Below are 23,630 nucleotides of genomic sequence, written 5' to 3' on the forward strand. Positions count from 1 at the left end.
AAAGCTGCGTCTGCACCTGAAAAGTGCAAGATTTCACTTTTCGTCGTCACTGCCAACGGCTTTGCCTTCAAGCTGATCGAGGCGCGATTCCAACTGCTCAACCTTGTCGAGGGCACGAATAGCAATCGCCTTGACCGCTTCGTGCTCATCGCGCGTGACCAGGTCCAGATCCGCGATGAAGCGTTCCATCTGCGCCCGCAAAGCGGTTTCCACTTCGCGCCGGGCTCCCTGAGCCGCACCGGCAGCATCTGTCATCAACTTTGCAAAGTCATCGAACAAACGATTTGGGCCTTGGGTCATGTCACAGTCCTGCGAATTCGAGAGCGTCGCCTAACACGTATGAGGATTTTAACAGAGTTTCAAGCGCCCAGCGCCCCCTTAACACCATAAAGCGCTGCAAGAACTTGACGCCACTCACCAGAATGGGCAGCGTCCCTTTCGACTGCATGCCCGACCGCATCCCGTTGCCACCAATCGGAGACCCGCGCTGAATGCCGCTCTTTGTCATCCCCTTTCCGGGCATCGACCCAATCATTTTTCAGGTGGGGCCTTTTGCCCTGCGCTGGTATGCCCTTGCCTATATCGCCGGGATCCTCATCGGCTGGCGTTACATGCGTCACCTCGTCTTGACCGACAAGCTCTGGGACAGCCGCCCGAGACCCACATCGCAACAGCTCGACGATCTTGTGGTCTGGGCCACGCTCGGCATTATTCTAGGCGGACGCATCGGCTACATTCTGGTCTATGACCCGGTCTACTTCTTAAACAATCCTGCTCAAATTCCGCAGGTCTGGCATGGTGGCATGTCCTTCCATGGCGGGTTAACGGGCACAGTCCTCGCGCTGCTGCTGTTTTCACGCAAGAACAAAGTCTCCTTCTGGCGTCTGATTGATCTTGTCGCGTGTGCTGCACCGATCGGCCTGTTCTTCGGACGCATTGCCAACTTCATCAATGGCGAACTGTGGGGCCGGGTCAGCGATGTGCCGTGGGCTATGGTCTTTCCAAAAGGTGGACCTTTTCCGCGTCATCCAAGCCAGCTTTATGAAGCCAGCCTGCAAGGCGTCGTGCTCTTCATCATTCTGGCAGTGCTGTCTCTGCGCTATCACAAGCTCAAACAACCGGGTTTCATGGCCGGGGCCTTTACCTGCGGCTATGGCGTGTTCCGCACCTTTTGCGAGTTCTTCCGCATGCCGGATGCGCAACTCGGTTATTTCGATGGATGGCTTACCATGGGAATGTTGTTGTCGATCCCGATGATCTTCCTCGGCATCTTCATCATGGTCCTGAGAGGCCGCCACCCAGCGCAGCAGCCAGCAACGTGACCAGCATGAATCGCCTGGACGAGCGACTGAAGCAGCGAATTCGCGCATATGGCCCGATCACAGTGGCCGACTACATGACCGTCTGCCTGAGTGATCCGACAGACGGCTATTACATGAGTGCGTCACCATTCGGAAAATCAGGCGACTTTGTTACGGCACCGGATGTCAGTCAGATGTTCGGCGAACTGGTGGGGGCCTTCTGCCTTGGCGCGCATGATGCGCTGGGAGCGCCCCCTTCTTTTGACCTTATCGAGTTTGGTCCAGGTCGCGGAACACTGATGGCAGATGTTCTACGCACAGCCAGATTGCGCCCTGCGTTTCTGAAGGCGGCCCGCCTGACATTGATTGAGACCAGCGCGAAACTGCAAAGGCAGCAAGCCAAGGCTTTGCAACCGTTCTCCCCTGCCCCGACGTTTGCCGCCTCCTTGAGCGACGTCGGCTCAGACCGGCCATTGATTATGATCGGCAACGAGTTCTTCGATGCGCTTCCGATCCACCAGTATGTGCGTACTGATGCAGGCTGGCAGGAGCGCATGGTCGATCTCGACAAGCATGGCGACTTCCGCTTTAGTCTCGGCACATCAATGCTTGAGGACAGCGGCCTACCGCCCGCAGCCTCCAAAGCACCCACCGGTAGCATCCTTGAACTTCAGCCCGCCGCCAATACACTGATGCATGAGATCGCCAGCCGCATCATCGCGCAAGGCGGCGTGGCACTTTTCATTGATTACGGCTACCCCACAACCGCGCCCGGAGACACACTTCAGGCAGTCCGCAATCACAAATATTCCGAGGTCTTGCGAGACCCGGGCAAGGCCGATCTCACAGCACATGTCAATTTTGAAGCGCTGGCGAAAGCCGCCACGCGTCTTGGCGCATATGCCTATCCTTTGTTGACGCAAGGCACCTTTCTCCTGAACCTCGGACTTCTGGAGCGCGCAGGAACATTGGGTTCTGGCAAAGGGCATGCGTTTCAGGAAAGCCTGCGCAACGCGGTCGAGCGGCTCGCAGCCCCCAATCAGATGGGGGATCTGTTCAAGGTCCTGACCATCAGCGACAAGCCACGTCCCCTCGCCCCCTTCGAAACAACACACACAGACGCAACGCCCGACACGTGACGCCCGGCCTCAACAGTGGAGTATGCCAGATGATTACCGCCGATGAATTGAACCACCCCGGCCTGTCGCATGGCTTCTTCACCCGCGAGGGAGGCATCTCGCAGGGCATTTATGCAGGTCTGAACGCCGGTCTCGGCTCACGCGATGCCCGTAGCGATGTCGAGGAGAATCGGTCCCACGCCATGCAGCGGCTGGGGCTTACGGCCGACGCTCTGATGACACCGCACCAAGTGCATTCGCAGACCGTCCTCACCATCACGACGACAGACAAGAACGAAGCCCAGCAAAACGCCGACGCCCTTGTCACCGCCACACCAGCAGGCATCGCAATCGGCGTCGTTACGGCAGATTGTGGACCAGTCCTGTTCGCAGATGCAGACGCTGGCATCATCGGCGCGGCTCACGCCGGGTGGAAGGGGGCGCTCGGCGGCATTCTGGAAAACACACTTGCCTCAATGGAGGCCCTCGGCGCAAGGCGTCAGTCCATCGTCGCTGTTTTAGGCCCAACGATCTCGCAAGCCTCCTATGAGGTCGGCCCGGAATTTCAGCAGCGGTTTGTCAGCGAAGATGCCAATCACGCACGTTTTTTCATGCCATCGCAGGCCGCCGACCATTTCCTTTTCGATCTGCCCGCCTTCATCTTGCACCGCCTGAACGCGGCCGGAGTCGGACAAGCTCGCAACCTTGATCTGTGCACCTATCTGGACGAAACCCGCTTTTACTCCTACCGTCGCACCACACACAGAGGCGAAGACGACTATGGTCGCCTGCTGACCGCAATTTCCCTGAGAGGAGATGAGGCGTGACATTGCATTTCGAGGAAGCGGAATTTGCCGATCGCATAAGCCGTGTCACGGCCCGGATGAAGGCCGAAAAGCTGGATGCCATGCTGCTCTTTGCACAAGAAAGCATGTATTGGCTGACGGGCTATGACACCTTTGGCTTCTGCTTCTTTCAATGCCTTGTCGTAACTGCTGATGGAAAAACGATCCTGCTGACGCGCTCTGCCGACAAGCGCCAGGCCGAGCACACCTCCAACATCACCGACATTCGCATCTGGATGGATCAGGGCGGCGCATCGCCGGTCGGGCAGTTGAAAGATCTCTTGTTCGATATGGACTTGCTGGGATGCCGGATCGGCGTGGAATACAACACCCACGGCATGACCGGTCGGATTGCTCTCGACATCAACGAACATCTTGAACGGTTTGGCGATCTGCAAGATGCCTCGGGACTGGTATCGGATTTACGCGCAATCAAGTCCCCCGCCGAAATCGTTTATGTACGTGCCGCAGCCCAACTGGCCGACGAGGCTTATCTCTCCGCACTGGAGCATGTTCGGCCCGGCGTCAATGAAGGCATCATCCTCTCAGCACTCCAGTCCAGCATTCTGGACGGCGGCGGAGATTATTCCGGCAATGAATTCGTCATCGGTTCGGGACGTGACGCGCTCTTGTGTCGCTACAAATCCGGTCGACGCGTTTTGCAGACCAACGATCAACTCACCCTGGAGTGGGCTGGCGTCTATCGACATTACCATGCAGCCCTGATGCGTACGGTGATCGTCGGCACGCCCTCGCCCCGCCATCAGCAGCTTTACCGGGCAGCCGCAGATGGTCTGGACGCAGTTGAACAGGTACTACGCCCCGGCAAGACCTTTGGCGATCTCTTCGACGCACATGCCTCAGCCGTCGACGCACATGACATGATGCCTCATCGTCTCAACACCTGCGGATATTCTCTGGGAGCTCGATTTGCTCCAAGCTGGATGGACGCGCCGATGGCCTACAAGGACAACAAGACAGAAATTCAGGCCGGAATGGTCATCTTTCAGCATATGGTCTTGATGGATCTCGCAAGACGGTGCCGCGATGACATTGGGCCGGACATATCTGACAAAAGACGGGGATCCGGAGCCTCTGTCAAAGCTTCCCCTCGACCTCTCGATAAAGTCAGGCTAAACGTTATGGAAACACGGGCGGGGGTGAAAGGTTCCAACGGAGCTTCAAACTTGTTTGCCGTACCGACATTTGAAGCGCCAACCATTGATGAGCCGATGCAAAAGCCTGCAAAGCCCTTCGTCCTGTCCATGCTCGTAAAGCGCGTGCTGCCGTTTGCCCCATGCGGCCGGTCTGGCCGCATGTCAGGGACAGCCACCGCCGCCTGCCATGGTTGGCATCCCCAAGCCTGCCTTGCAGCCCGCCCCGGCCGTGGGAACGGGAACAGAAGACAAAAGCCATGGACAACGGTCAGGTGACCATTGCCTTTTCGCCATTTGACGGCGTTCCCGGCAATATCGCGGACTCTCTGTCCAGCAAAATTCTTGCAAAATCCCGCGATGAAGGCCTGCATGTTGTCCGTCGTCTGGGCGTACAGCCGACCTTTCACATCGACGGCTATCTGTCTGCCACCGGCGAGAATTCCTCGACGACCGTGTTCTACGTCTTTGATATTGTCGGAGAGCGCGGCCACCGCCTGAAGCGCATTTCCGGCATTGAAAAGACCAACGGCACCGATGGCGATCCTTGGAACGCTGTTGAAGAGACCGCTTTGAACCGGATTGCGACCCGCGCCGTTGTCGAAATCTCAGCCTGGATCAATGGCCGCTAGGGCTTTTCAGCCCTGAGCGTCGAGACAGGATTAAGGAAAAACGAAAAAGGCACTGATTCTTATCAATGCCTTGGTTGTCGAACACGGCATCGGTTGCTAAAACGCGGCGACCCACACGGGAGTACCGGCGCCTGGATGCGCACGGACAGAATAAACAGGGACCCTTTCGGACGCCGATACTAACGCACCTCCAGCGTTAGGGTGAAACCGACGTCGCACCAGAAGGACTTGCGGCCCATGAAAATCGTCGCGGGCAACTCCAATCGCGCCCTCGCACAAGAGATTTCCGACTATTTGGACGTGCCATTGGCCAAATGTCAGGTTCGGCGCTTTGCCGACCAGGAAATCTTTGTAGAAATTCAGGAAAACGTTCGCGGTGAGGATGTCTTTGTCGTGCAGCCGACAAGTTATCCGGCGAACGACCACCTGATGGAACTGCTGATCATTATTGATGCCTTGCGACGCTCCTCCGCGCGCCGCATTACCGCCGTCCTTCCCTATTTCGGCTACGCCCGTCAGGATCGCCGCGCCTCGGGCAGAACACCGATCTCGGCAAAGCTGGTTGCCAACCTCATCACCGAGGCGGGCGTCGACCGTATCCTGACCATGGATCTTCATGCCGGTCAGATTCAGGGCTTCTTCGACATCCCGACGGACAACCTCTTCGCCGCACCGGTAATGACCCGCGACATCAAGGAACGCTATGCGACCGAGAATGTCATGGTCGTATCGCCGGACGTTGGTGGCGTGGTACGAGCCCGAGCGCTTGCCAAGCGCATCGAAGCGCCCCTGTCCATCGTCGACAAGCGTCGCGAAAAGCCGGGCGAATCGGAAGTGATGAACATCATCGGCGAAGTAGCCGGCTACGATTGCATTCTGGTAGATGACATCGTCGACAGCGGCGGCACCTTGTGCAATGCCGCCGAGGCCATGCTGGCCAAGGGTGCAAAGTCGGTAACTGCCTACATCACCCACGGTGTTCTTTCAGGCGGTGCTGTTGCCCGTGTCACATCTTCAAAGCTGAAAGAGCTGGTTATCACCAACTCGATCGAGCCGACAGCCGCGATCACCGCAGCGCCAAACATCCGCGCTATCTCGATAGCCCCACTCATCGGCGAAGCAATCAACCGCACAGCGCTCGAAAAATCGGTCTCCAGCCTGTTCAATTGATCACGGCGCCCGACCTGATGTTCAAAGGCCGGTTCGAGATACTCGATCCGGCCTTTCTCTATCACTCACCAACCTTTGCGCCCAAACAGAACCGACTTTGTAAAAAGCGCAGCGGCCCGCGTGTTTTACCGGTCCGACCGGCTTTTGAACCTTGCCGAATGGCCGGACATCCGTTATAGACCACCGCGCGCCTGCACCCCTGGAGGAGGCGCGTGGGGTCGATTCCGGACATCTGAGCATTTCCGCTCATCCATCCGCCGACCCGTTTTTGATACATCCGAAGGAGTTTGCCATGGCTGACCGCTATGAGCTTAAGGCATTGGCTCGGGACCGGGTGGGCAAGGGGGCCGCACGGGCACTACGTCGTGAAGGTCTTATCCCCGCCGTTATCTACGGTGATAAAAAACCCGCTATGCCGATCACTATCCCGATCAAGGAAACGTCACTTCTGCTCCATAAGGGCGGATTTCTGACACACATTGGCAACGTTGAAGTTGATGGCACAACGCATAGCGTTATCGCCAAGGACTATCATCTGCACCCGGTTCGCGATGAACTGATGCACGTTGATTTTCTGCGTGTTTCCGCAAATGCAACGTTGACGGTTGAAGTTCCGGTTCACTTCTTCAACGAAGAAACCTGCCCGGGCATCAAGAAGGGCGGCGTGCTGAACATTGTACGTCATACCGTTGAGATGAACGTTCCGGCCAACGCTATTCCGGAATCGCTTGATCTGGATCTGTCCAAGGCCAATCTTGGTGACAGCCTGCACATTTCGGCAATCGATCTGCCGAATGGTTGCGAGCCGACAATCACCGACCGCGACTTCACCATCGCCACCATCGCAGCTCCAGCTGGTCTGAAGAGCTCCGGCGATGACGAAGTAGAAGAAGCAGAAGGTGAAGGAGAAGCCTAAGTCAGGCTGATTCCCGACCCGATTTGCGGGAGACGGTGACGTCATCGTCTCCCTGCGGGTCCACAAACCCGCACTTTCCAATCAGAAGCCAGAACGGGGCGCCTCCATGCACCTGATTGTCGGCCTCGGTAATCCCGGCGCAAAGTACGAGCGCAACCGTCACAACATCGGCTTCCATAGCCATTGATGCGATCTATCGGCAAAACGCGGGCTTCACGCCCTGGCGTAGCCGGTTTCACGGTCAGGTCAGCGAAGGCCGCCTTGGACGCGAAAAAGTTCTCTTGCTCAAACCATCCACGTTCATGAACGATTCTGGTCGTGCCGTTGGAGATGCGATGCGCTTCTTCAAGCTTGACCCATCAGATGTTCTGGTGATTTACGATGAGCTGGATCTGCCTGCCGCAAAATTCCGTATGAAATCAGGTGGCGGCCACGGCGGCCACAATGGCTTGCGATCAATCTCGGCTCACATCGGAACGGACTACCGGCGCCTACGCCTTGGCATTGGTCATCCCGGTGATAAGAAGCTTGTCTCCAATTACGTGCTGGGCGACTTTCCCAAGGTGGATGCGGAGTGGCTTGATCCCTTGCTGGACGAAGTCGCGCGCAACGCCGATCTTCTCGCCGAAGCTCAGGACAGCCAGTTCTCCAACAAGTTGACCCTTGCCTTGCAGCCAGAGAAGGCGCGCCGCGCCTCATCCGCAGAAGACGCGGCAGCACGCTCAGGCACAGCCAAAGCGCCCAGCAAGGCGCCTGCCAAAGGTCAAAGCCATATACGGCAGGCGCGACAGGGTCGACAGGCAGCCGTGCCGACCAAGGGCCCCATGGCCGACATGCTCAAGAAGCTGCTCGGCGACAAAGACTGAAACGCCAACTCCTGCGCACCCCGCCTCCTATCGGTTGGCCTCTGACTTGTCATGTTTTCCAAGTGGAAATGTCGTAGACTTCCGAAGCAGGATGATCGACTTTTCCAACTGGAAGACAGGCACATGTGCAATTTTCTCGGCAAACTGACGCTGGCTATTCCACTGGCTATTCTGGCAATGCCTCTGACAGCACACGCGGAAGTGCCCCTTTCTGGCTCGTTCGTAGCCAATAAGGCGTGCCCGGCCTTGCAGTCGATCCGCAAGCAAAGCAATCCCGGCAACATGACCACCCGCAAGGGCATGAGCTATCGCCTGTTGGCTACAAATAAGCCGAATGGCCCTTATCTACGCATTGTCATCAAGGGGGCCCCCTCAGAAACGCAGCGTTGGGTGAACCGTGAGTGCGGCACGGTGCTGCGGTCTGCGGCACAGGACACGGCAGCGGCACAAACCGGGCAGCCGTCGACGGACAACAGACTGGCTCTGAGTTGGGAGTCTGGTTTTTGTCAGGCTGCCTCACATGCAAACGCCGCCGAATGCAAGTTGCTCAATCGCGGCGAGCTGCCCAGCGCCGCGACACGTCTGACACTGCATGGCCTCTGGCCACAACCGGACACCAACTTCTATTGCACGCCTTTGGCTCAGCGCGAAAAATCGATGGATCATGCAAACACATGGCACAAGCTGACATTTCCGAAGCTTGATGCCGCTACGTTATCTGCTTTGAAGGCGGCAATGCCCGGCACTCGCAGTTTCCTGAACCATCACGAATGGACCAAGCATGGAACCTGCTATTATGCCAAGGGCGGCGCAACAGAATATTTCAACGACGCTTTATCCCTCCTCCACCAGATCAACGTCTCACCAATCGTGAAATTCCTGAATGCCCACCTCGGTGAAACGCTCAAGCTTGCCGACCTGCGCAAGGTTTTCAACGCGACCTATGGGGCGGGGACCGGCAACCGGGTGAAAATGGTTTGCACCAGCGGCCTCAAACCCGCGACCTTGCAGGAAATCCAGATTGCACTGAAAGGCGAAATCAAGTCGGACAGCAAGATCGCCGATCTCATCCGATCAGCAGCCCCCATCACTGGAGCCGATCTTCTGTCGTATGGCGGCTGCACGAGGGGTGTCATTGATGCGCCAGGGCGGTAACAGCGAACCGTTTTGACGACAGACGATGCAGACCAAGCGCTGGAGCGCGCAGAAACCACGCGGAAAACCGCAAGTTTTGCGTCAGATTGGCGACGAAGGCCTTGTCATGAAGGGGCGCCTGCGAAAGATTAGGGTCCATACCCTAAATGAACTTACCGACATCACCACCGTTAACTCGTCGAACGTTCTTCCAAGCAAAAAGGCTCCCACATGCAAGGCAGCATCGATCAAGTTCATCTCTATCTGCCCCTGCTGATAAATGCCGTTAAGGCCATCGTTGTTCTTATCATCGGATGGTTTCTCTCCGGCTTTATTGCAACACTGATCAAACGACGTATCGACGCATCGCCAAGACTGGACAAGACGCTCGGCGCATTCTTCTCCTCTGTGGCTCGTTGGGCGATCCTGTTGGTCACTGCGATCGCTGTTCTGCAACTTTTCGGCATTCAGGCGACCAGCCTTGTCGCCGTGCTCGGTGCCGCGTCTCTGGCCATTGGCCTTGCGTTACAGGGAACCTTGAGTGATCTCGCGGCCGGTGTGATGCTGGTGATTTTCCGGCCCTACAAGGTCGGTCAATATGTCAGCATTGGCGGCACATCGGGCACCATCAAGGACGTGAACCTGTTCATGACCGAGTTGTCGACGCCCGACAGCATTCAGATTCTGATGCCAAACGGCAAAGCGTGGGGTTCAATCATCACCAACTACTCTGCCCTGCCCCTGCGTCGCACGGAACTGGTTTTCGGCATCGACTATGATGATGACGCGAACAAAGCCATCGAGCTGATTACCGCGATTGCCACCGCCGATGAACGGGTTCATGAAGAGCCTGCACCTTGGGTCCGTCTGACCAATCTCGGCGACTCCTCTGTCGATATTACCCTGCGCGTCTGGAGTGCCTCCTCTGATGCGTTCGAATTGAAGCTGGGGTTGATGAAAAAGGTCAAGGAAGCCTTCGATGCCAACGGGATTACCATCCCGTATCCGCATATGGTGTCCATCCGCCCGCCAGAATCTGCAGATGCCGCCGCAACAGAAGGTGATTTGTCGCCAATCTCCGGGGATCCGCAGGCGTAGTAATCACGGGATGCAGGCTGGTGAGTGTCAAAGCGAACCGGCCTGTATCCGCACCATCGGTCGATCCAGCACACGGATCCCTTGACGTTGCCCCCCGCTTCCTGCACATAGCAGCCAACGTCTCGAACCGAATAAACGAAAGCGATCTCACATGGGTTTCCAGTGCGGCATCGTCGGACTGCCCAACGTCGGCAAGTCCACGCTTTTCAATGCACTTACCAAGACCGCAGCCGCACAGGCCGCGAACTATCCGTTCTGCACCATTGAGCCGAATACCGGCGAAGTGGCTGTGCCTGATCCGCGCCTCAACGCGATCCGTGATGTCGCGGGTTCCAAGGAGATCATCCCGACACGTATCACCTTCGTCGATATCGCGGGTCTTGTACGCGGCGCATCCAAAGGTGAAGGGCTCGGCAACCAGTTCCTTGCCAACATTCGTGAAGTTGACGCCATCGCCCACGTGCTGCGCTGCTTTGAAGATGACGACATCACCCATGTCGATGGCAAGATCGATCCGCTGGCAGATGCCGAGACGGTCGAAACTGAGCTAATGGTTGCCGACATGGAAAGCCTTGAGCGCCGTCTGGCTCCCTTGAAGAAAAAGGCCAACAGTGGCGACAAGGATGCCAAGGCCGTTGTGCCGATCATGGAAGCCGCTTTGGCGTTGCTGCAAGACGGCAAACCGGTTCGCCGGCTGGACCTTAGTGATGCAGACGAGCGTCGCATTCTCGAAGGCCTCAACCTGCTGACGTCCAAGCCGGTGCTCTATGTGTGCAACGTCGAGGAATCATCTGCGGGGACTGGGAACAGTCTGTCGGCAAAGATCGAGGAAATGGCCAAGGCTGAGGGGGCGGCTTCTGTCGTGATCTCCGCAGCTATCGAAGCTGAAATCTCGCAACTGGCCGCTGATGAGCAGGAAGAATTTCTGGAAACACTCGGTTTGGAAGAACCCGGTCTGGATCGCCTGATCCGCACGGGCTACGACTTGCTTGGTCTGATCACCTATTTCACTGCGGGCCCAAAAGAAACCCGCGCCTGGACGATCACCGAAGGCACAAAGGCACTTGGCGCAGCCGGTGTCATTCACACCGATTTCGAACGCGGCTTCATTCGCGCTCAAACCATTGCCTACGACGACTATGTAACGCTTGGCGGCGAAAGCGCGGCCAAGGAAGCAGGCAAGGCACGCGATGAAGGCAAGGAATACATCGTCAAGGACGGTGATATTCTGCTCTTCAGGTTCAACACGTAAAGGCTGCGACACACAGCCCCTGCCCAGGAAAGGCGGTTCGGTCATGTCTTCTTTTGTCATCCCTGCTCCCGTGCAGGTGTCTCTGCCCGTCAAGGACACTGACAAGCAGTTCCCGGTCAACCGGGTCTACTGCATCGGTCGCAACTATGCGGCCCACGCCGTGGAAATGGGACATGACCCCGACCGCGAACCGCCTTTCTTCTTTCAAAAGAACCCCGGCAATCTGGATGCCAGCGGCACCTTTCCCTACCCGCCGCAATCGCAAGACGTCCATCATGAGGCCGAGTTGGCCGTGGCACTACAAACCGGTGGCAGCGATATTGCCGAAGCCGACGCCCTTCAGCATGTCTATGGTTATGCCGTTGCGTTGGACATGACACGCCGTGATCTGCAGGGAGAAGCAAAGAAAGCCGGGCGCCCATGGGAAATCGGCAAGGCCTTTGAGCATTCTGCCCCAATCGGCCCGATCGTCCATTGCAAGGAAACCGGCCACCCGGTCAACGGCTCAATCCGCCTTCTCATCAACGGAGAAGAGCGCCAGACCGGTGACCTCAACCAGATGATCTGGAAAGTGCCGGAAATGATCTCCTATCTGTCCAGGGTTCTTCGAACTGCAGGCCGGCGACATTATCCTGACCGGAACGCCATCCGGCGTGGGCCCGGTTCACAAGGGAGATCGGCTCGAAGTACGGATCGAAGGCTTCGACCCACTTGAAGTCTCTGTCGTCTGATCGTCCAGGCGGATTAACAATTTTCATCTGGAGGTCAAATTTCCCGTTGGCGCTTGCGGCCTTGTGAGCCCTTTCGCCAGGCCCCATGTTGGGAGAACGTGAGGTCGGTGACGGGCCACGCCTGATTGAATGCAATGGAGGAAGAGCAGACAATGGCAAAAGCAAAACGCATCCTGTTTACAGGCGGAACCGGCAAGGCCGGGCGCCATGTCATCCCCTATCTGATTGATCAGGGTCATCAGGTGCTCAACATCGACCTGAAACCACTGGACTATCCAGGTGTCGACAACCTCGTGGCGGATGTGACCAATTCCGGCGAAATGTTCAATGCCCTGAGCGGCTATGCCAACATGGATGAATTGCGACCGGGTGGGGGCCCCAAGCCCTTTGATGCGGTCGTTCACTTTGCCGCCATTCCGCGCATTTTGCTACGTCCTGACAACACCACCTACCAGATCAACACCATCGGCACCTACAATGTGCTGGAAGCCGCCACCAAGCTTGGCGTGCGCAAGGTGATCATTGCCTCGTCAGAGACGACCTATGGCGTCTGCTTTGCAGATGGCACCGCAGACCCTGCCAGCCTGCCTGCAGATGAAGAGATCGACGTCAATCCGATGGACAGCTATGCCATGTCCAAGGTGGTCAACGAAGTGACCGCCCGCAGCTTTCAACGCCGCACCGGCGCCGATATTTATGCGCTGCGCATTGGCAACGTTGTTGAGCCGCATGAATATGAAGAGCTGTTTCCGGGATATTTTAAAAACCCCGAGCAACGCCGTCGCAATATCTTTTGCTATATTGATGCGCGTGATCTGGGTCAGATCGTCGACCTTTGTGTCGGCACGGATGGCCTTGGCTTCCAGATCTTCAATGCGGGCAATGACACCAATGGCATGAACATTCCAAACACGGAATTGCTGGAGCGGTTTTTCCCAAGGTGTGCCCGTGACGCGCGAGCTGGGCGAGCATGAAGCACTTTATTCCAACAAGAAGATCCGCGATATGCTGGGCTTCAAGGAACAGCACGACTGGCGCAAATACGTGAAAGGCTGATCACAGTGGCCCGCTAAGTCGTCACCGTGACACCATGACAAAAGGCGCCTCACCGGGCGCCTTTTGTTTATTCAGAGCATGAAACCATTGCCTTAAAGGTCAAACGAGAATGTCACTTCGTCGCGGATCGGAATGCCGTAGTCCCCTTTGAGCGGCAAGCTCGGATTAACTTCGCGTTCCTTGTCGATCACGCCTTGCGAGATGCTGTCAAAACGAAAACCACGCCGCTGATAGAAGCGGAAAGCATCCAGATTGTCATTTGAAGTGCGCACCAGCAAACGCTTGATGCCCGCATTGCGCGCCTCTGCAACAACAATCTTCAGAAGGTCCGTGCCGATCCCACCCCAGCGCGACAAGGCATCCAACGTCAGAATTTCCCAGTCGTGATCTCGCTGAATCAAGGTCACCAGACCGACCAGCGTATTGTCTTCGTCCTGCAAAGCGACAAAGCCCGGCAGCGCAGACGCATCGATGGTTTCGCCATCGAGCTGCATGTGCGGTCCATTCCAGCGTTCGGCCAGCACCTCATAGACCTTGTCCCGATCATCCGATTCCACTGGCTTGATCCGAATGCCCATTGGCATACTCCTCCCTTGGCGCGACAGAGGCGACCTCTTCGCTTGAGTGTCAGGCTAAGCAAGCCGATAACAGGTTGCAATATTGCAAATTTGAAGCAGGCTGGCTTGAGGGCAAATCAACAAGACGCTTGAAACGTCTCGTGCGACCATAACCGAGCTGACCTACCTTGGCAGATGTGCGATGGCTCTCCTCCAATGGCAAGCTGGACAGGGTAGAAATCGCAGGCTGCGACACTAGTCGCCAGGAAAAGAAATCAGAGTGCGCACTGGAATATCGAGCGCTTCGAGCTTGGCACGCCCCCCAAGATCTGGCAGATCAATGATGAAACAGGCCGCCAGAATATTGGCTCCAATGCCCTGCAACAACTTGCAGGCGGCCTCAGCCGTACCACCGGTCGCAATCAGATCATCCACCAAAATGACGGATTCACCCGGCTTGATGGCATCCTTGTGCATTTCCATTTCGTCGATGCCATATTCCAGCGAATAGGCAATGCGCACAGTTTCATAAGGCAGCTTGCCTTTCTTGCGGATCGGCACAAAACCCGCAGACAACTGGTGTGCAATGGCGCCCCCGAGAATAAACCCACGCGCTTCGACACCCGCAATTTGATCAACCTTGGACCCTGACCACGGCTGCACCAGTGCATCAATGGCAGCGCGGAACGCCTTGGCATCCCCCAGAAGCGTGGTGATATCCCGGAAGGTGATGCCTTCCTTGGGATAGTCCGGGATAGTGCGAATAGATGCGATCAGCGTGTCTTGCAGGCTCGGCGAATCCATGACGTCTCTCTTTTCGTGTCAAAATGCGCCGCGCAACGACGCCTGTCTTTTCAGATCTTTATAACAAGCAGGGCGGCTTGCGGGAATGGCTCTGTGGCTATTCCCTTGGCTCTTTTACCAATGTCCTTGGCTTTGTTGATCGACGCAAGCGTTCCGCCCACAAATGGCGTCCGGCCACCGCGTCCAGCTTTTGCAACATCGCGGCATCGCGGTCATCTGCCGCTGTGAGAATGGCGTGGTCCAATGCAGTGTCCGTACCAGCACGGCACGGCCGCCGCTCGTGCGGCATCATATCGATCAAACGCTCCAGCAGTACTTGCACCTGGTTTGTCGTCTGCCGAAGCATGGCATGCGCATCGACGACTGACACAGTTTCCTGCCCTTCTCGCCAGCGCGCATCCTCGCCGATCATAATCAAACTGGCGTAAGCAATCTCGGCCTCCCGTGCGAGCTTCGCTTCAGGCATGTTGGTCATGCCAACCAAATCCGCACCCCAACTGCGGTAAAGCACGCCCTCGGCATGCGATGCCCTCTGTGGCCCGTTCGTCACCAGACAGGTGCCGCCACGGCGACAGTCTATCGCGAGGTCTCGCGCACATGTGTCCAATAGATCGACCAGATGCGGACTGACGGGTTGCGCCATCGAGACATGCGCCACACAGCCACGTCCGAAAAAGGACGCTGCGCGGCCATGCGTCTGATCAATAAACTGATCGGCCAGAACAAGCTGACCCGGACACGGATCGTCGGCGAGCGATGCGCACGCAGAGACCGACACAAGGTCGGACACACCGCAACGCTTCAGCGCATCTATATTGGCGCGGTCATTGATATCGATGGGAGAAAGCGTGTGGTGACGCCCGTGACGCGGCAGGAACACCACCTTGAGACCTTTTATAAGCCCAATATGCAGCACGTCGGACGGCTCGCCCTAGGGACTGGAAACACTTACCCAATTGCCGTTTTCAAGACAGGACAAATCATAAAGGCCTGTTCCACCAACAACCCCAAGCACAGTGTTGATCATCGCGCGCCCCCTGCATTCCGACACATTGAATTCAAGACGACAAGGGAACGCAGAACGCTGCAACAAAAACCCGACAAAAACGCTGCGGCCGAGCAAAGCCACATGCTTTTGCCCCCCGAAAACCGCCCAAGGTTAAACCCTGAGGCCGAAGCATGGCCCCACGATCATGACCAAGCGCGATCCTGGTCCTCAAACAGACTTGGCCAAAGTGTCACGCGGCACTCCTTATGCTGCGACTCGGAGTCGCATCAGCCAGGGGCAGCGACAGTCAACCAGCGCGCCTTTCAGTGCTCGACGTTCTTCCAGATCTTGCGCTTGACCGCCAAAAGCAATCCGGCAAACACCAGCAGGAAGACAAACACCCGAAACCCGAGCTTCTTGCGCTCATCCAGATGAGGCTCAGCCGCCCACATCATAAACGCACTCACATCACGTGCGTATTGATCGAGGGTTTGCGGCGTACCGTCGGTGTATTCCACCACGCCATCCGACAAGGGTGGTGCCATCGAGATCACATTGCCATTGATATAATGCGGATTGTAATATTTTCCGGCTGGCACGGTGACGCCTTCGGGCGCCTTGGTATAGCCGGTCAGAAGGCCGTAGATATAATCAGGGCCATTTTCCTGATACTGGCTGAACATGTCGATGACGAACCAGGGGAAGCCACGATGAGCGGCCCGGGCCTTGGCAAGTGTCGAAAAATCTGGTGGCAACGCGCCCCCGTTTGAGGCCTTGGCGGCTTCATCATTGGCAAAGGGCGACGGAAAGTGATCCGACAGCCGCGCTGGTCGCTCAAACATGTCGCCACTGTCATCCGGGCCATCCTGCACCTGATATTCCGACGCAATGGCCTTGGCCTGTGCTTCCGTGAAATCCGGACCGCCCTCTTGCTCCAGATTGCGGAACGAGAGCTGGCGCATACTGTGACAGGACGAGCAAACTTCCCGATAAATCTTGAAGCCGCGTTGCAACTGAGCTGTATCGTAAATACCAAAAGGCCCGCCAAAGCTCCAGCTCTGACGCTCCACATGGGCTTTTTCGCCCGATTCACCCGCAGCGAAGGCCACCCCGCCCAGACAGGACACGAGGCTTACGGTCGCGGTCAAGACCAGAAGTCTTTTTGCTATGATCATCATCATGGTTCCCCCTTTCCCGATCCGCTCACGCATTGTCCGACGGCGCAGCGGAGGATGTGGCAACCGCCGCGCCTCCATTGCTTTGCAGCACAGCTTCCGAGATCGACGTGGGAAGCGGCAACGGCTCCTCGAAAAACCCGAGGAACGGCAGGATGATGAGGAAATGGCCGAAGTAATAGGCCGTACAGAACCGAGCCATCAGCACGTAGCCGCCAGAGGCCGGCTGCGATCCGAGGTAACCCAGCGCAATTGCATCAATGACGAAGAGCCAGAAAAAAACCCGGAACAAGGGCCGATAACTGCCCGACCGCACCTTGGACGTATCCAGCCATGGCAACACGAAGAGCACCGCAATAGCGCCGAACATGGCTGTGACACCGCCCAACTTGTCGGGAATAGCGCGCAGGATCGCGTAGAATGGCAAGAAATACCATTCAGGCACAATATGCGCCGGCGTCACCATAGGATTGGCTTCTATGTAATTGTCCGGGTGCCCCATGTAATTGGGCACATAAAAGACGAACCACGAGAATACCAGCAGGAAGACCACCAGTGCGAACAGATCCTTGACCGTGTAATACGGATGGAAGGGAACCGTGTCCTGCCTGGATTTCACCTGCACCCCGGTCGGATTGTTGTTGCCCGTCGTGTGAAAGGCCCAGACGTGCAGGATAGCGACGCCCAGGATCATGAACGGCAACAGATAATGCAGGGCAAAGAAACGGTTGAGAGTCGGATTGTCGACCGAGAACCCGCCCCACAGCCAGGTGCGAATGCCTTCGCCCACCACCGGGATCGCCGAAAACAGATTGGTGATGACCGTGGCACCCCAGAAAGACATCTGCCCCCACGGCAACACGTAGCCCATGAAAGCCGCGGCCATCATCAGCAAAAAGATGATCACGCCCAGGATCCACGAAATCTCACGCGGCGCCTTGTAGGAGCCATAGTACATGCCACGGAACATATGAATGTAGACGGCGACGAAGAACATCGAGGCGCCGTTGGCGTGGATATAGCGCAACAGCCAACCATAGTTCACGTCCCGCATGATCTTTTCGACCGAGTTGAACGCTCCCGCTGTGCTTGGCGTGTAGTGCATCACCAGAACGACGCCGGTGATGATCTGCACGATCAGAACGAAGAACAGAATACCGCCGAAGGTCCACCAGTAATTCAGGTTCTTCGGAGTTGGAAAATCAACGAATGACCCGCGCACAAGCGAGATAACCGGCAAACGGCTTTCAAGCCATCGGGCCGCTGCGCTCTGTGGCACATAATTATTGTGTCCTGCCATGATTCCCCCCAGCCCTACCCAATCTTGACCTTTGCGTCCGACACGAACTCATACGGCGGTATGAGCAGGTTCTCCGGCGCAGGGCCCTTGCGAATGCGGCCAGCCGTGTCGTAATGCGAGCCATGACACGGACAGAACCAGCCATCAAAATCGCCGGACTGACCTATGGGAATACACCCCAGATGCGTACACACACCCACCTGAATGAGCCACTGTTCCTTGCCCTTGGCCGCCCGGTTTTCATCCGTCGCCGGGGCATCTGCTGCCAGATTGGTGTTGCGCGCGATCGGATCGACAAGCGCCGTCAGCGGCACTGCCTTGGCCTCATCGACTTCCTTCTGCGTGCGATTGCGAACGAAAACAGGCTTGCCGCGCCATTTGACGGTAATCGACTGACCTTCCTCGATCGGCGCCAGATTGACCTCGATCGAGGCCAGCGCCAGCGTCGACGCATCCGGATTCATCTGATCAATCAATGGCCAGACAACTGCACCAACGCCCACTGCCCCCATGGCGCCGGTTGCAATATAAAGAAAATCACGGCGGGTGGGATCCGCCATATCAGAATCTGCCAAGGTCGCGTCCCTCTCGAAACCTGCTAAAGCCCAGCCAGCGACCGTCCTGCCTCTTCCTCCCGGATCGGTTCCCCGATCGTCAAGTCAGGACGGGCCTCAATCGCGCCCCGCGTCCACGTTCAACCTGCCCAACAAGGCATGAAGACCGCACTTTGGACGGATTGGAAATTCATATCAACCAAACAAACCAAAATTGACGTAGCGATAGTTTTCAGGATTCATTTTTGACCTGTTTTTAATCAAACATGCAACATGCTTTCACAGAACCGCCTCAAAACAGCGAGAATTACCAAGAAATAAACCGGCACAACATAAAGTGCCCTCGTTAAAAATGACACCGCTTAACGTTGCAGTCCAAAGTCCCTTGATCCTCGTCATATCAAAGCGTTAGCGCAAGCCCGGTCCGTTTGACAAACACCCCCGACCACGCGTTGAAACAGGCTGCCGCCGTTCCCTATGCTTCTCAAGACACATTTGCTTGTAGTGGAGCGCAGATCAGCATACGCCCCACGATAAGCACTGCACGATTACTTGGCCGCAGCCCGCTCAGGCGCTTTGGCGGCACTCTCCAGAAACCCGCCAGACTGATGAGACCACAGCCAGGCATAAAGACCGTCTTCGGACAACAGCTCGGCATGAGTGCCTTGCTCCATGATACGACCGTGATCCATGACCACGAGGCGATCCATCTCCGAGATCGTCGACAGCCGATGGGCAATGGCAATCACCGTTTTGCCCTGCATCAACGACATGAGACTGTCCTGAATGGCCTTTTCGACCTCGGAATCCAGCGCCGAGGTCGCCTCGTCGAGCACCAGAATCGGGGCGTTCTTCAACAACACACGAGCAATAGCCACACGCTGACGCTGGCCACCGGACAGCTTCACGCCCCGCTCACCAACATGAGCATCCAGCCCCATACGCCCCTTCTGATCACTCAGTGTTTCGACGAAATCCTAGGCGTGGGCCTTCCGCAACGCGTCGCGCACTTCTTCACGCGTCGCCTCGGGCCGCCCATACGAGACGTTTTCATAGATCGACCGATGCAGGAGAGAAGTGTCCTGACTGACGACGCCGATATTGGCACGCAGATCATTCTGCGGCACGCTGGCGATATTCTGACCGTCAATGCGGATTTCACCGCCTTCCAGATCATGAAAGCGCAGCAACAGATTGATCAGCGTCGACTTGCCCGCGCCAGACCGGCCAATGAGCCCGATCTTTTCGCCCGGTTTGATGACCAGATCCATATCTTCGATCACCCCACCCTTTTTGCCGTAGTGAAAGCGAATGTGATCAAAGTGAATCCCACCCTTGTCGATGGCAAGTCGCGCTGCGTTCGGCACGTCCTTGATCGCCCGATCCCGCGAGATCGTGGTAATGCCATCCTGCACGGTGCCAACGTTTTCAAACAGCCCCGCCACCTCCCAAAGAATCCACTGCGACATGCCTTGCAGACGCAACACAAGCGCCACGGCAATCGCAATCGAACCGGTCGTGACCACTTGCTGCTGCCACAGGATGATGGACAGGAGCCCCACCCCTGTCAAAAGGAAGAGATTGATCATCGTCAGGCAGAAGTTCATCACCGTCACGAAGCGCATCTGACGAAAGACCGTGTGCAAAAATCCGGTCATCGACGATCTGGCGTAATCTTCCTCGCGGTCCGCATGAGAAAACAGCTTCACCGTCGCGATGTTGGTGTAGGCATCAACAACATGCCCCGTCATCAACGAGCGCGCATCGGCCTGTGCCTTTGATGCATCGCGCAGCCGTGGCACAAAAATGCGCAGCACGCAGACATAAGCAGCCGCCCACACGATAAACGGCACTGCAAACACCCAATCCGCCGAGGCCACAACCACCACTGCCGAGGTAAAATACACCAGCACATAGACCAGAATATCAGCAACTTTGGTCACCACTTCGCGGATGGCCAGCGCCGTCTGCATCATCTTGTTGGCAATACGGCCCGCAAACTCATCCTGATAGAACGACATGCTTTGGCGCAGCAGATAACGGTGCACTCGCCAGCGAACCGACATCGGGAACGCGCCAAGAAGCCCCTGATGAAACAGGAACTCCCACGCCAGCGACACCACCGGATAAACCAGGAGCAAAAATGCCGCCATGCCGAGCAATTCGCGCCAGTTGCGCTCAAAGAAGCCTGCCCGCTGTTCCGACCCCAGCCAATCAACCAGCGCGCCGAGGAAGGTGAAGACGTAGACCTCCATCAAGGCGATGCAGGCTCCCAGAATTGCAACGCCCAGAAGCACCGGCCAGACAGGCTTGGTGTAATGCCAGCAAAACGCCAGAAAGCTGCGTGGCGGCCGGTCCAGCCCATCATCTGCAAACGGATCTACAAGCTTTTCGAACCGGTCAAACATCGGTCAGTCCCCTGTACCCACTTGGGCGTTGTCCTTTAATGAGGGCGGCACACTTGTCCCGTTGCCACCTGCGATAGTCTCCCCTTGCACGCAGATCAAGCCACGCCTGCAACAAAGGGCAAATAGATCTTCTGGCAAGACGCAAAGCAGACCTGCGGCCATATGCTGATCTCATGGATCTATGCCTCGTTTTGAAGACGCTTGTGCAAAGCCCGAAAGGAGGCCGGGCCAGCGACAAGCGCAGCACGAAGCTTCGCCGGGAGACCAGTAGCGTCGATTTGATGATTTGGAAAAGAGAAGAAAGCCCCGTTCGAAAACGGGCGTGTCAATTCTGGCTGGACATCCGTGGGATGGCGAGCTGATGCCCCAAGGGTGGAACACCAAACAGAAGAAGTTCGTAAGCACGATGAGAATTCATATAATGCACTCCTTCCTCTGCTGAAAATTGATCACAAATTTGATATAACGAAGACTACTCGAATTGACAGACCGGGCAAGACGTCTTTTCCAAAATGACGCAAAGATTGCTTGAACGTTGCTTTATCGCCACACCCGAGATCGCCAGAACTGTTCGTTTAACAAGGCAGACTGCCATAAAAAAACGCCTCCCCCGACGAACAGTCCGGGAAGGCGCGATATTTGAAATGTCTCTCAAACCGGGACTTGAGCCACGGCCAAGGCGGCTCGTCAGGCTGCACGAATGCTTTGCAGAAACTGATGCACCTGTGCCTGCAAGCTACTGGACAGACTCGTCAGGTCATCAGAGGCTTGCACCATTTCACCGGTCGCACTGCGGCTGGTGACCATGACTTCATGCAGGTGGCTGATGTTGCCGGCCACTTGATCCGAACTGCTGTTGGCAGTCGCAGCACTGTCGCTAATCTGATGAGTTGCGGACACCTGACCATCAATGGCATGGCGCACCGAGCCAGACAACTCGCTGACCCGATTGATGGTCGAGGCGATCTGACCAATCGCGCCTTCAGCCTGTGCGGCAACATCCTGCACCGAGCGTACCTGCGTGGAAATCTCGTCTGTCGCCTTGGTCGTCTGTTCGGCAAGCGCCTTCACTTCCGATGCCACGACAGCAAAGCCGCGTCCGGCTTCGCCTGCACGGGCGGCTTCGATGGTGGCATTCAATGCCAGAAGGTTGGTCTGGCTGGCAATTTGCGAGATCAGATCGACGATTTCGCCAATAGCACGCCCTGTATCAGACAGGCGGCTGACAATTTCGTCTGTCTTGCGAGCTTCTGTCACGGCGTCCTGAGCGATTTTCTCAGACTGTGCAACACTCTCCATGATCTCTGCAATCGAACCGGCCAGGGCTGTGGCAGATGATGCCACAAACTCAACCGAGCTGTTGGCAACGCGGCTGGCTTCATCCACTTCAGACAGAGCCGTCAACGAACTGCTGACTGCATCGCTCAACGTCACGGAATTGCTTCCGACTGACCGTGATGCTGTCAAAAGCCGCTCGACAACACCAATGACAGTGCGCTCAAAATCGCTGGCGACATCATTCATCAGGTCTTTGCGGTCGGCATCGGATTTTGCCTGATTGGCGGAAATGTTAGCCGCCTCCTGTTGCGCACGCTCCGCCAGTTTCTCGCGGAATTCAACGACTGAGCGGGCGATCTTGCCAATCTCATCCTTGCGGTTGCCGCCAGCGATCTCAATGTCCAGATCCCCTTGCGACAAATGTTCGAGTCCATCCTGCAAACGCCGCAGCGGGCGGATCAGGCCCATGGCGAGGAGGTAAGCCATCGCCAGAAAGGCCAGACCGAAAGGCAGACAGACCATGCTGATCTGCGCCATCTGGCCCATGATCAGGTGATCGATGCTGTTGGAAACGCCTTGATCAACGAAGGTCTGCGCCGCAACAGGGTCACCCAAACGGGCAATCAGATCCGATCGAAAGCTGTAAAAGGCATAGCCGGTGCCCGCCAACATGATCGAGACGGCTGTCACGACCATTGTGACAAAACGAGCGCGAATGGAAAGAATCATCTCAATCAACCAACCAAAGTTGCAATATCTTCGCCTCATTTGGCGATTGCCCTATAGTTAGATCTAAGCACGTAAAAACATTGTAACTTTTAACATGAATTTCCGAGCTTTTCCGCAGAAAGAAATGCGCCTGTCCGTCCCTTCAAGTCTGAAATCAGTTGGCAGCAATCTGCGCAATCTTGTAGCCGACACCTGCTGCAAATCCGGTGAGCACCGTGCCCCAAATCACATCAACAACAACAATGGCCACCGGCCAGTCGCGCAGGGTAGCAAAATTGGTCATGTCGTAGGTCGCGTAACAGAAGAAACCGAACAATGCCCCATAAAGCAGAGCCGTCCACATGCCGCCGCTACGCTCTGCCGGTGCAATAGCGAAAATCACAATGCCAACCACATAGACCAGATAGAACATCGCCGCCGCACCCAGATTGGGTTTGTCCATCATCAGATGGTCGAGCCGATCAAAGTAGAAGCGTGTTGCAATCTTTGACAGCCAAATCGAGTCAATACCAAGAAACACAACCACCGTTGCAAGATAGGACGTCAGGTAAAATTTCATGATGG

At 56.4% G+C, this 23,630-nt stretch carries 18 protein-coding genes and 5 pseudogenes; 13 read left to right on the forward strand and 10 right to left on the reverse strand.

Annotation, left to right across the window (positions count from 1 at the left end; translation table 11 throughout):
• Positions 1–33: 33 nt before the first annotated feature.
• Positions 34–300, reverse strand: a complete 267-nt coding sequence (locus AC0L7U_RS06180) for an accessory factor UbiK family protein (protein ID WP_473694624.1) — start codon at positions 298–300, stop codon at positions 34–36.
• A 191-nt stretch (positions 301–491) separates the two neighbouring features.
• On the opposite strand from AC0L7U_RS06180, the gene lgt reads away from it, so the two are divergent.
• The 13 genes and pseudogenes from lgt (at position 492) to AC0L7U_RS06245 (ending at position 13,273) form a co-directional block, all read left to right on the forward strand.
• Positions 492–1,322: a prolipoprotein diacylglyceryl transferase gene (lgt, locus tag AC0L7U_RS06185; protein ID WP_473694625.1), complete on the forward strand. Its 831-nt coding sequence runs from the start codon at positions 492–494 to the stop codon at positions 1,320–1,322.
• A gap of 5 nt (positions 1,323–1,327) precedes the next feature.
• Complete coding sequence (locus AC0L7U_RS06190; RefSeq protein ID WP_473695687.1) at positions 1,328–2,440, forward strand: class I SAM-dependent methyltransferase; 1,113 nt, start codon at positions 1,328–1,330, stop codon at positions 2,438–2,440.
• A 29-nt stretch (positions 2,441–2,469) separates the two neighbouring features.
• Complete coding sequence (gene pgeF / locus AC0L7U_RS06195; RefSeq protein ID WP_473694627.1) at positions 2,470–3,246, forward strand: peptidoglycan editing factor PgeF; 777 nt, start codon at positions 2,470–2,472, stop codon at positions 3,244–3,246.
• Positions 3,243–4,401 (forward strand): annotated as a pseudogene (locus AC0L7U_RS06200) (M24 family metallopeptidase). Before pgeF ends, AC0L7U_RS06200 begins: the two are co-directional and overlap by 4 nt.
• Before the next feature lie 277 nt (positions 4,402–4,678).
• Positions 4,679–5,050 (forward strand): hypothetical protein, encoded by a 372-nt coding sequence (locus AC0L7U_RS06205; RefSeq protein WP_473694628.1) that lies wholly within the window; start codon positions 4,679–4,681, stop codon positions 5,048–5,050.
• Positions 5,051–5,287: 237 nt separating this feature from the next.
• On the forward strand, positions 5,288–6,220 hold the full coding sequence (locus tag AC0L7U_RS06210; protein ID WP_473694630.1) for a ribose-phosphate pyrophosphokinase: 933 nt from the start codon (positions 5,288–5,290) through the stop codon (positions 6,218–6,220).
• Between the two features lie 292 nt (positions 6,221–6,512).
• On the forward strand, positions 6,513–7,136 hold the full coding sequence (locus tag AC0L7U_RS06215; protein WP_473694632.1) for a 50S ribosomal protein L25/general stress protein Ctc: 624 nt from the start codon (positions 6,513–6,515) through the stop codon (positions 7,134–7,136).
• A gap of 106 nt (positions 7,137–7,242) precedes the next feature.
• A pseudogene (gene pth, locus AC0L7U_RS06220) lies at positions 7,243–8,002 on the forward strand (aminoacyl-tRNA hydrolase).
• A 123-nt stretch (positions 8,003–8,125) separates the two neighbouring features.
• Complete coding sequence (locus AC0L7U_RS06225) at positions 8,126–9,157, forward strand: ribonuclease T2 family protein (RefSeq protein ID WP_473694634.1); 1,032 nt, start codon at positions 8,126–8,128, stop codon at positions 9,155–9,157.
• 210 nt (positions 9,158–9,367) lie between these two features.
• Positions 9,368–10,234 carry a mechanosensitive ion channel family protein gene (locus AC0L7U_RS06230; protein ID WP_473694636.1) on the forward strand — a complete coding sequence of 289 codons (867 nt, stop codon included), beginning with the start codon at positions 9,368–9,370 and terminating at the stop codon, positions 10,232–10,234.
• 151 nt (positions 10,235–10,385) lie between these two features.
• Positions 10,386–11,486, forward strand: a complete 1,101-nt coding sequence (ychF, locus tag AC0L7U_RS06235) for a redox-regulated ATPase YchF (RefSeq protein WP_473694638.1) — start codon at positions 10,386–10,388, stop codon at positions 11,484–11,486.
• Between the two features lie 43 nt (positions 11,487–11,529).
• A pseudogene (locus AC0L7U_RS06240) lies at positions 11,530–12,217 on the forward strand (fumarylacetoacetate hydrolase family protein).
• A gap of 152 nt (positions 12,218–12,369) precedes the next feature.
• Positions 12,370–13,273: pseudogene (locus tag AC0L7U_RS06245) on the forward strand (NAD-dependent epimerase/dehydratase family protein).
• A 92-nt stretch (positions 13,274–13,365) separates the two neighbouring features.
• Here the strand turns inward: AC0L7U_RS06245 and AC0L7U_RS06250 are convergent.
• The 9 genes and pseudogenes from AC0L7U_RS06250 to AC0L7U_RS06290 all read right to left on the reverse strand — a co-directional run bounded on the left by AC0L7U_RS06250 (position 13,366) and on the right by AC0L7U_RS06290 (position 23,625).
• Positions 13,366–13,851 (reverse strand): GNAT family N-acetyltransferase, encoded by a 486-nt coding sequence (locus tag AC0L7U_RS06250; protein ID WP_473694641.1) that lies wholly within the window; start codon positions 13,849–13,851, stop codon positions 13,366–13,368.
• Between the two features lie 234 nt (positions 13,852–14,085).
• A complete protein-coding gene (locus AC0L7U_RS06255; RefSeq protein ID WP_473694643.1) occupies positions 14,086–14,634 on the reverse strand; it encodes an adenine phosphoribosyltransferase in 549 nt (182 codons plus the stop codon).
• A gap of 97 nt (positions 14,635–14,731) precedes the next feature.
• The gene (locus AC0L7U_RS06260; RefSeq protein ID WP_473694644.1) at positions 14,732–15,550 is read right to left on the reverse strand and encodes a phosphorylase family protein; all 819 of its coding nucleotides are present in this window, start codon (positions 15,548–15,550) and stop codon (positions 14,732–14,734) included.
• A 395-nt stretch (positions 15,551–15,945) separates the two neighbouring features.
• Positions 15,946–16,803: a cytochrome c1 gene (locus AC0L7U_RS06265; RefSeq protein WP_473694646.1), complete on the reverse strand. Its 858-nt coding sequence runs from the start codon at positions 16,801–16,803 to the stop codon at positions 15,946–15,948.
• Positions 16,804–16,825: 22 nt separating this feature from the next.
• A complete protein-coding gene (locus AC0L7U_RS06270) occupies positions 16,826–18,097 on the reverse strand; it encodes a cytochrome b (protein WP_473694648.1) in 1,272 nt (423 codons plus the stop codon).
• 14 nt (positions 18,098–18,111) lie between these two features.
• The gene (gene petA, locus AC0L7U_RS06275; protein WP_473694649.1) at positions 18,112–18,672 is read right to left on the reverse strand and encodes a ubiquinol-cytochrome c reductase iron-sulfur subunit; all 561 of its coding nucleotides are present in this window, start codon (positions 18,670–18,672) and stop codon (positions 18,112–18,114) included.
• Positions 18,673–19,199: 527 nt separating this feature from the next.
• Positions 19,200–21,059, reverse strand: a pseudogene (locus tag AC0L7U_RS06280) (ABC transporter ATP-binding protein).
• 687 nt (positions 21,060–21,746) lie between these two features.
• A complete protein-coding gene (locus tag AC0L7U_RS06285) occupies positions 21,747–23,066 on the reverse strand; it encodes a methyl-accepting chemotaxis protein (protein WP_473694651.1) in 1,320 nt (439 codons plus the stop codon).
• A 154-nt stretch (positions 23,067–23,220) separates the two neighbouring features.
• Complete coding sequence (locus tag AC0L7U_RS06290; RefSeq protein ID WP_473694653.1) at positions 23,221–23,625, reverse strand: DUF2177 family protein; 405 nt, start codon at positions 23,623–23,625, stop codon at positions 23,221–23,223.
• Between the last annotated feature and the right edge of the window lie 5 nt (positions 23,626–23,630).

Source organism: Roseibium sp. 10G30-5, assembly GCF_055809635.1.

Bases quoted from the DNA above. Each gene is read 5' to 3' on its own strand.
- pgeF (WP_473694627.1), top strand. From the start codon at position 2,470: ATGATTACCGCCGATGAATTGAACCACCCCGGCCTGTCGCATGGCTTC.
- AC0L7U_RS06180 (WP_473694624.1), bottom strand. From the start codon at position 300: ATGACCCAAGGCCCAAATCGTTTGTTCGATGACTTTGCAAAGTTGATG.
- AC0L7U_RS06230 (WP_473694636.1), top strand. From the start codon at position 9,368: ATGCAAGGCAGCATCGATCAAGTTCATCTCTATCTGCCCCTGCTGATA.
- AC0L7U_RS06265 (WP_473694646.1), bottom strand. From the start codon at position 16,803: ATGATGATGATCATAGCAAAAAGACTTCTGGTCTTGACCGCGACCGTA.
- AC0L7U_RS06285 (WP_473694651.1), bottom strand. From the start codon at position 23,066: ATGATTCTTTCCATTCGCGCTCGTTTTGTCACAATGGTCGTGACAGCC.
- AC0L7U_RS06215 (WP_473694632.1), top strand. From the start codon at position 6,513: ATGGCTGACCGCTATGAGCTTAAGGCATTGGCTCGGGACCGGGTGGGC.
- AC0L7U_RS06205 (WP_473694628.1), top strand. From the start codon at position 4,679: ATGGACAACGGTCAGGTGACCATTGCCTTTTCGCCATTTGACGGCGTT.
- AC0L7U_RS06290 (WP_473694653.1), bottom strand. From the start codon at position 23,625: ATGAAATTTTACCTGACGTCCTATCTTGCAACGGTGGTTGTGTTTCTT.
- lgt (WP_473694625.1), top strand. From the start codon at position 492: ATGCCGCTCTTTGTCATCCCCTTTCCGGGCATCGACCCAATCATTTTT.
- AC0L7U_RS06190 (WP_473695687.1), top strand. From the start codon at position 1,328: ATGAATCGCCTGGACGAGCGACTGAAGCAGCGAATTCGCGCATATGGC.
- AC0L7U_RS06270 (WP_473694648.1), bottom strand. From the start codon at position 18,097: ATGGCAGGACACAATAATTATGTGCCACAGAGCGCAGCGGCCCGATGG.
- ychF (WP_473694638.1), top strand. From the start codon at position 10,386: ATGGGTTTCCAGTGCGGCATCGTCGGACTGCCCAACGTCGGCAAGTCC.
- AC0L7U_RS06210 (WP_473694630.1), top strand. From the start codon at position 5,288: ATGAAAATCGTCGCGGGCAACTCCAATCGCGCCCTCGCACAAGAGATT.
- AC0L7U_RS06250 (WP_473694641.1), bottom strand. From the start codon at position 13,851: ATGGGCATTCGGATCAAGCCAGTGGAATCGGATGATCGGGACAAGGTC.
- AC0L7U_RS06225 (WP_473694634.1), top strand. From the start codon at position 8,126: ATGTGCAATTTTCTCGGCAAACTGACGCTGGCTATTCCACTGGCTATT.
- AC0L7U_RS06255 (WP_473694643.1), bottom strand. From the start codon at position 14,634: ATGGATTCGCCGAGCCTGCAAGACACGCTGATCGCATCTATTCGCACT.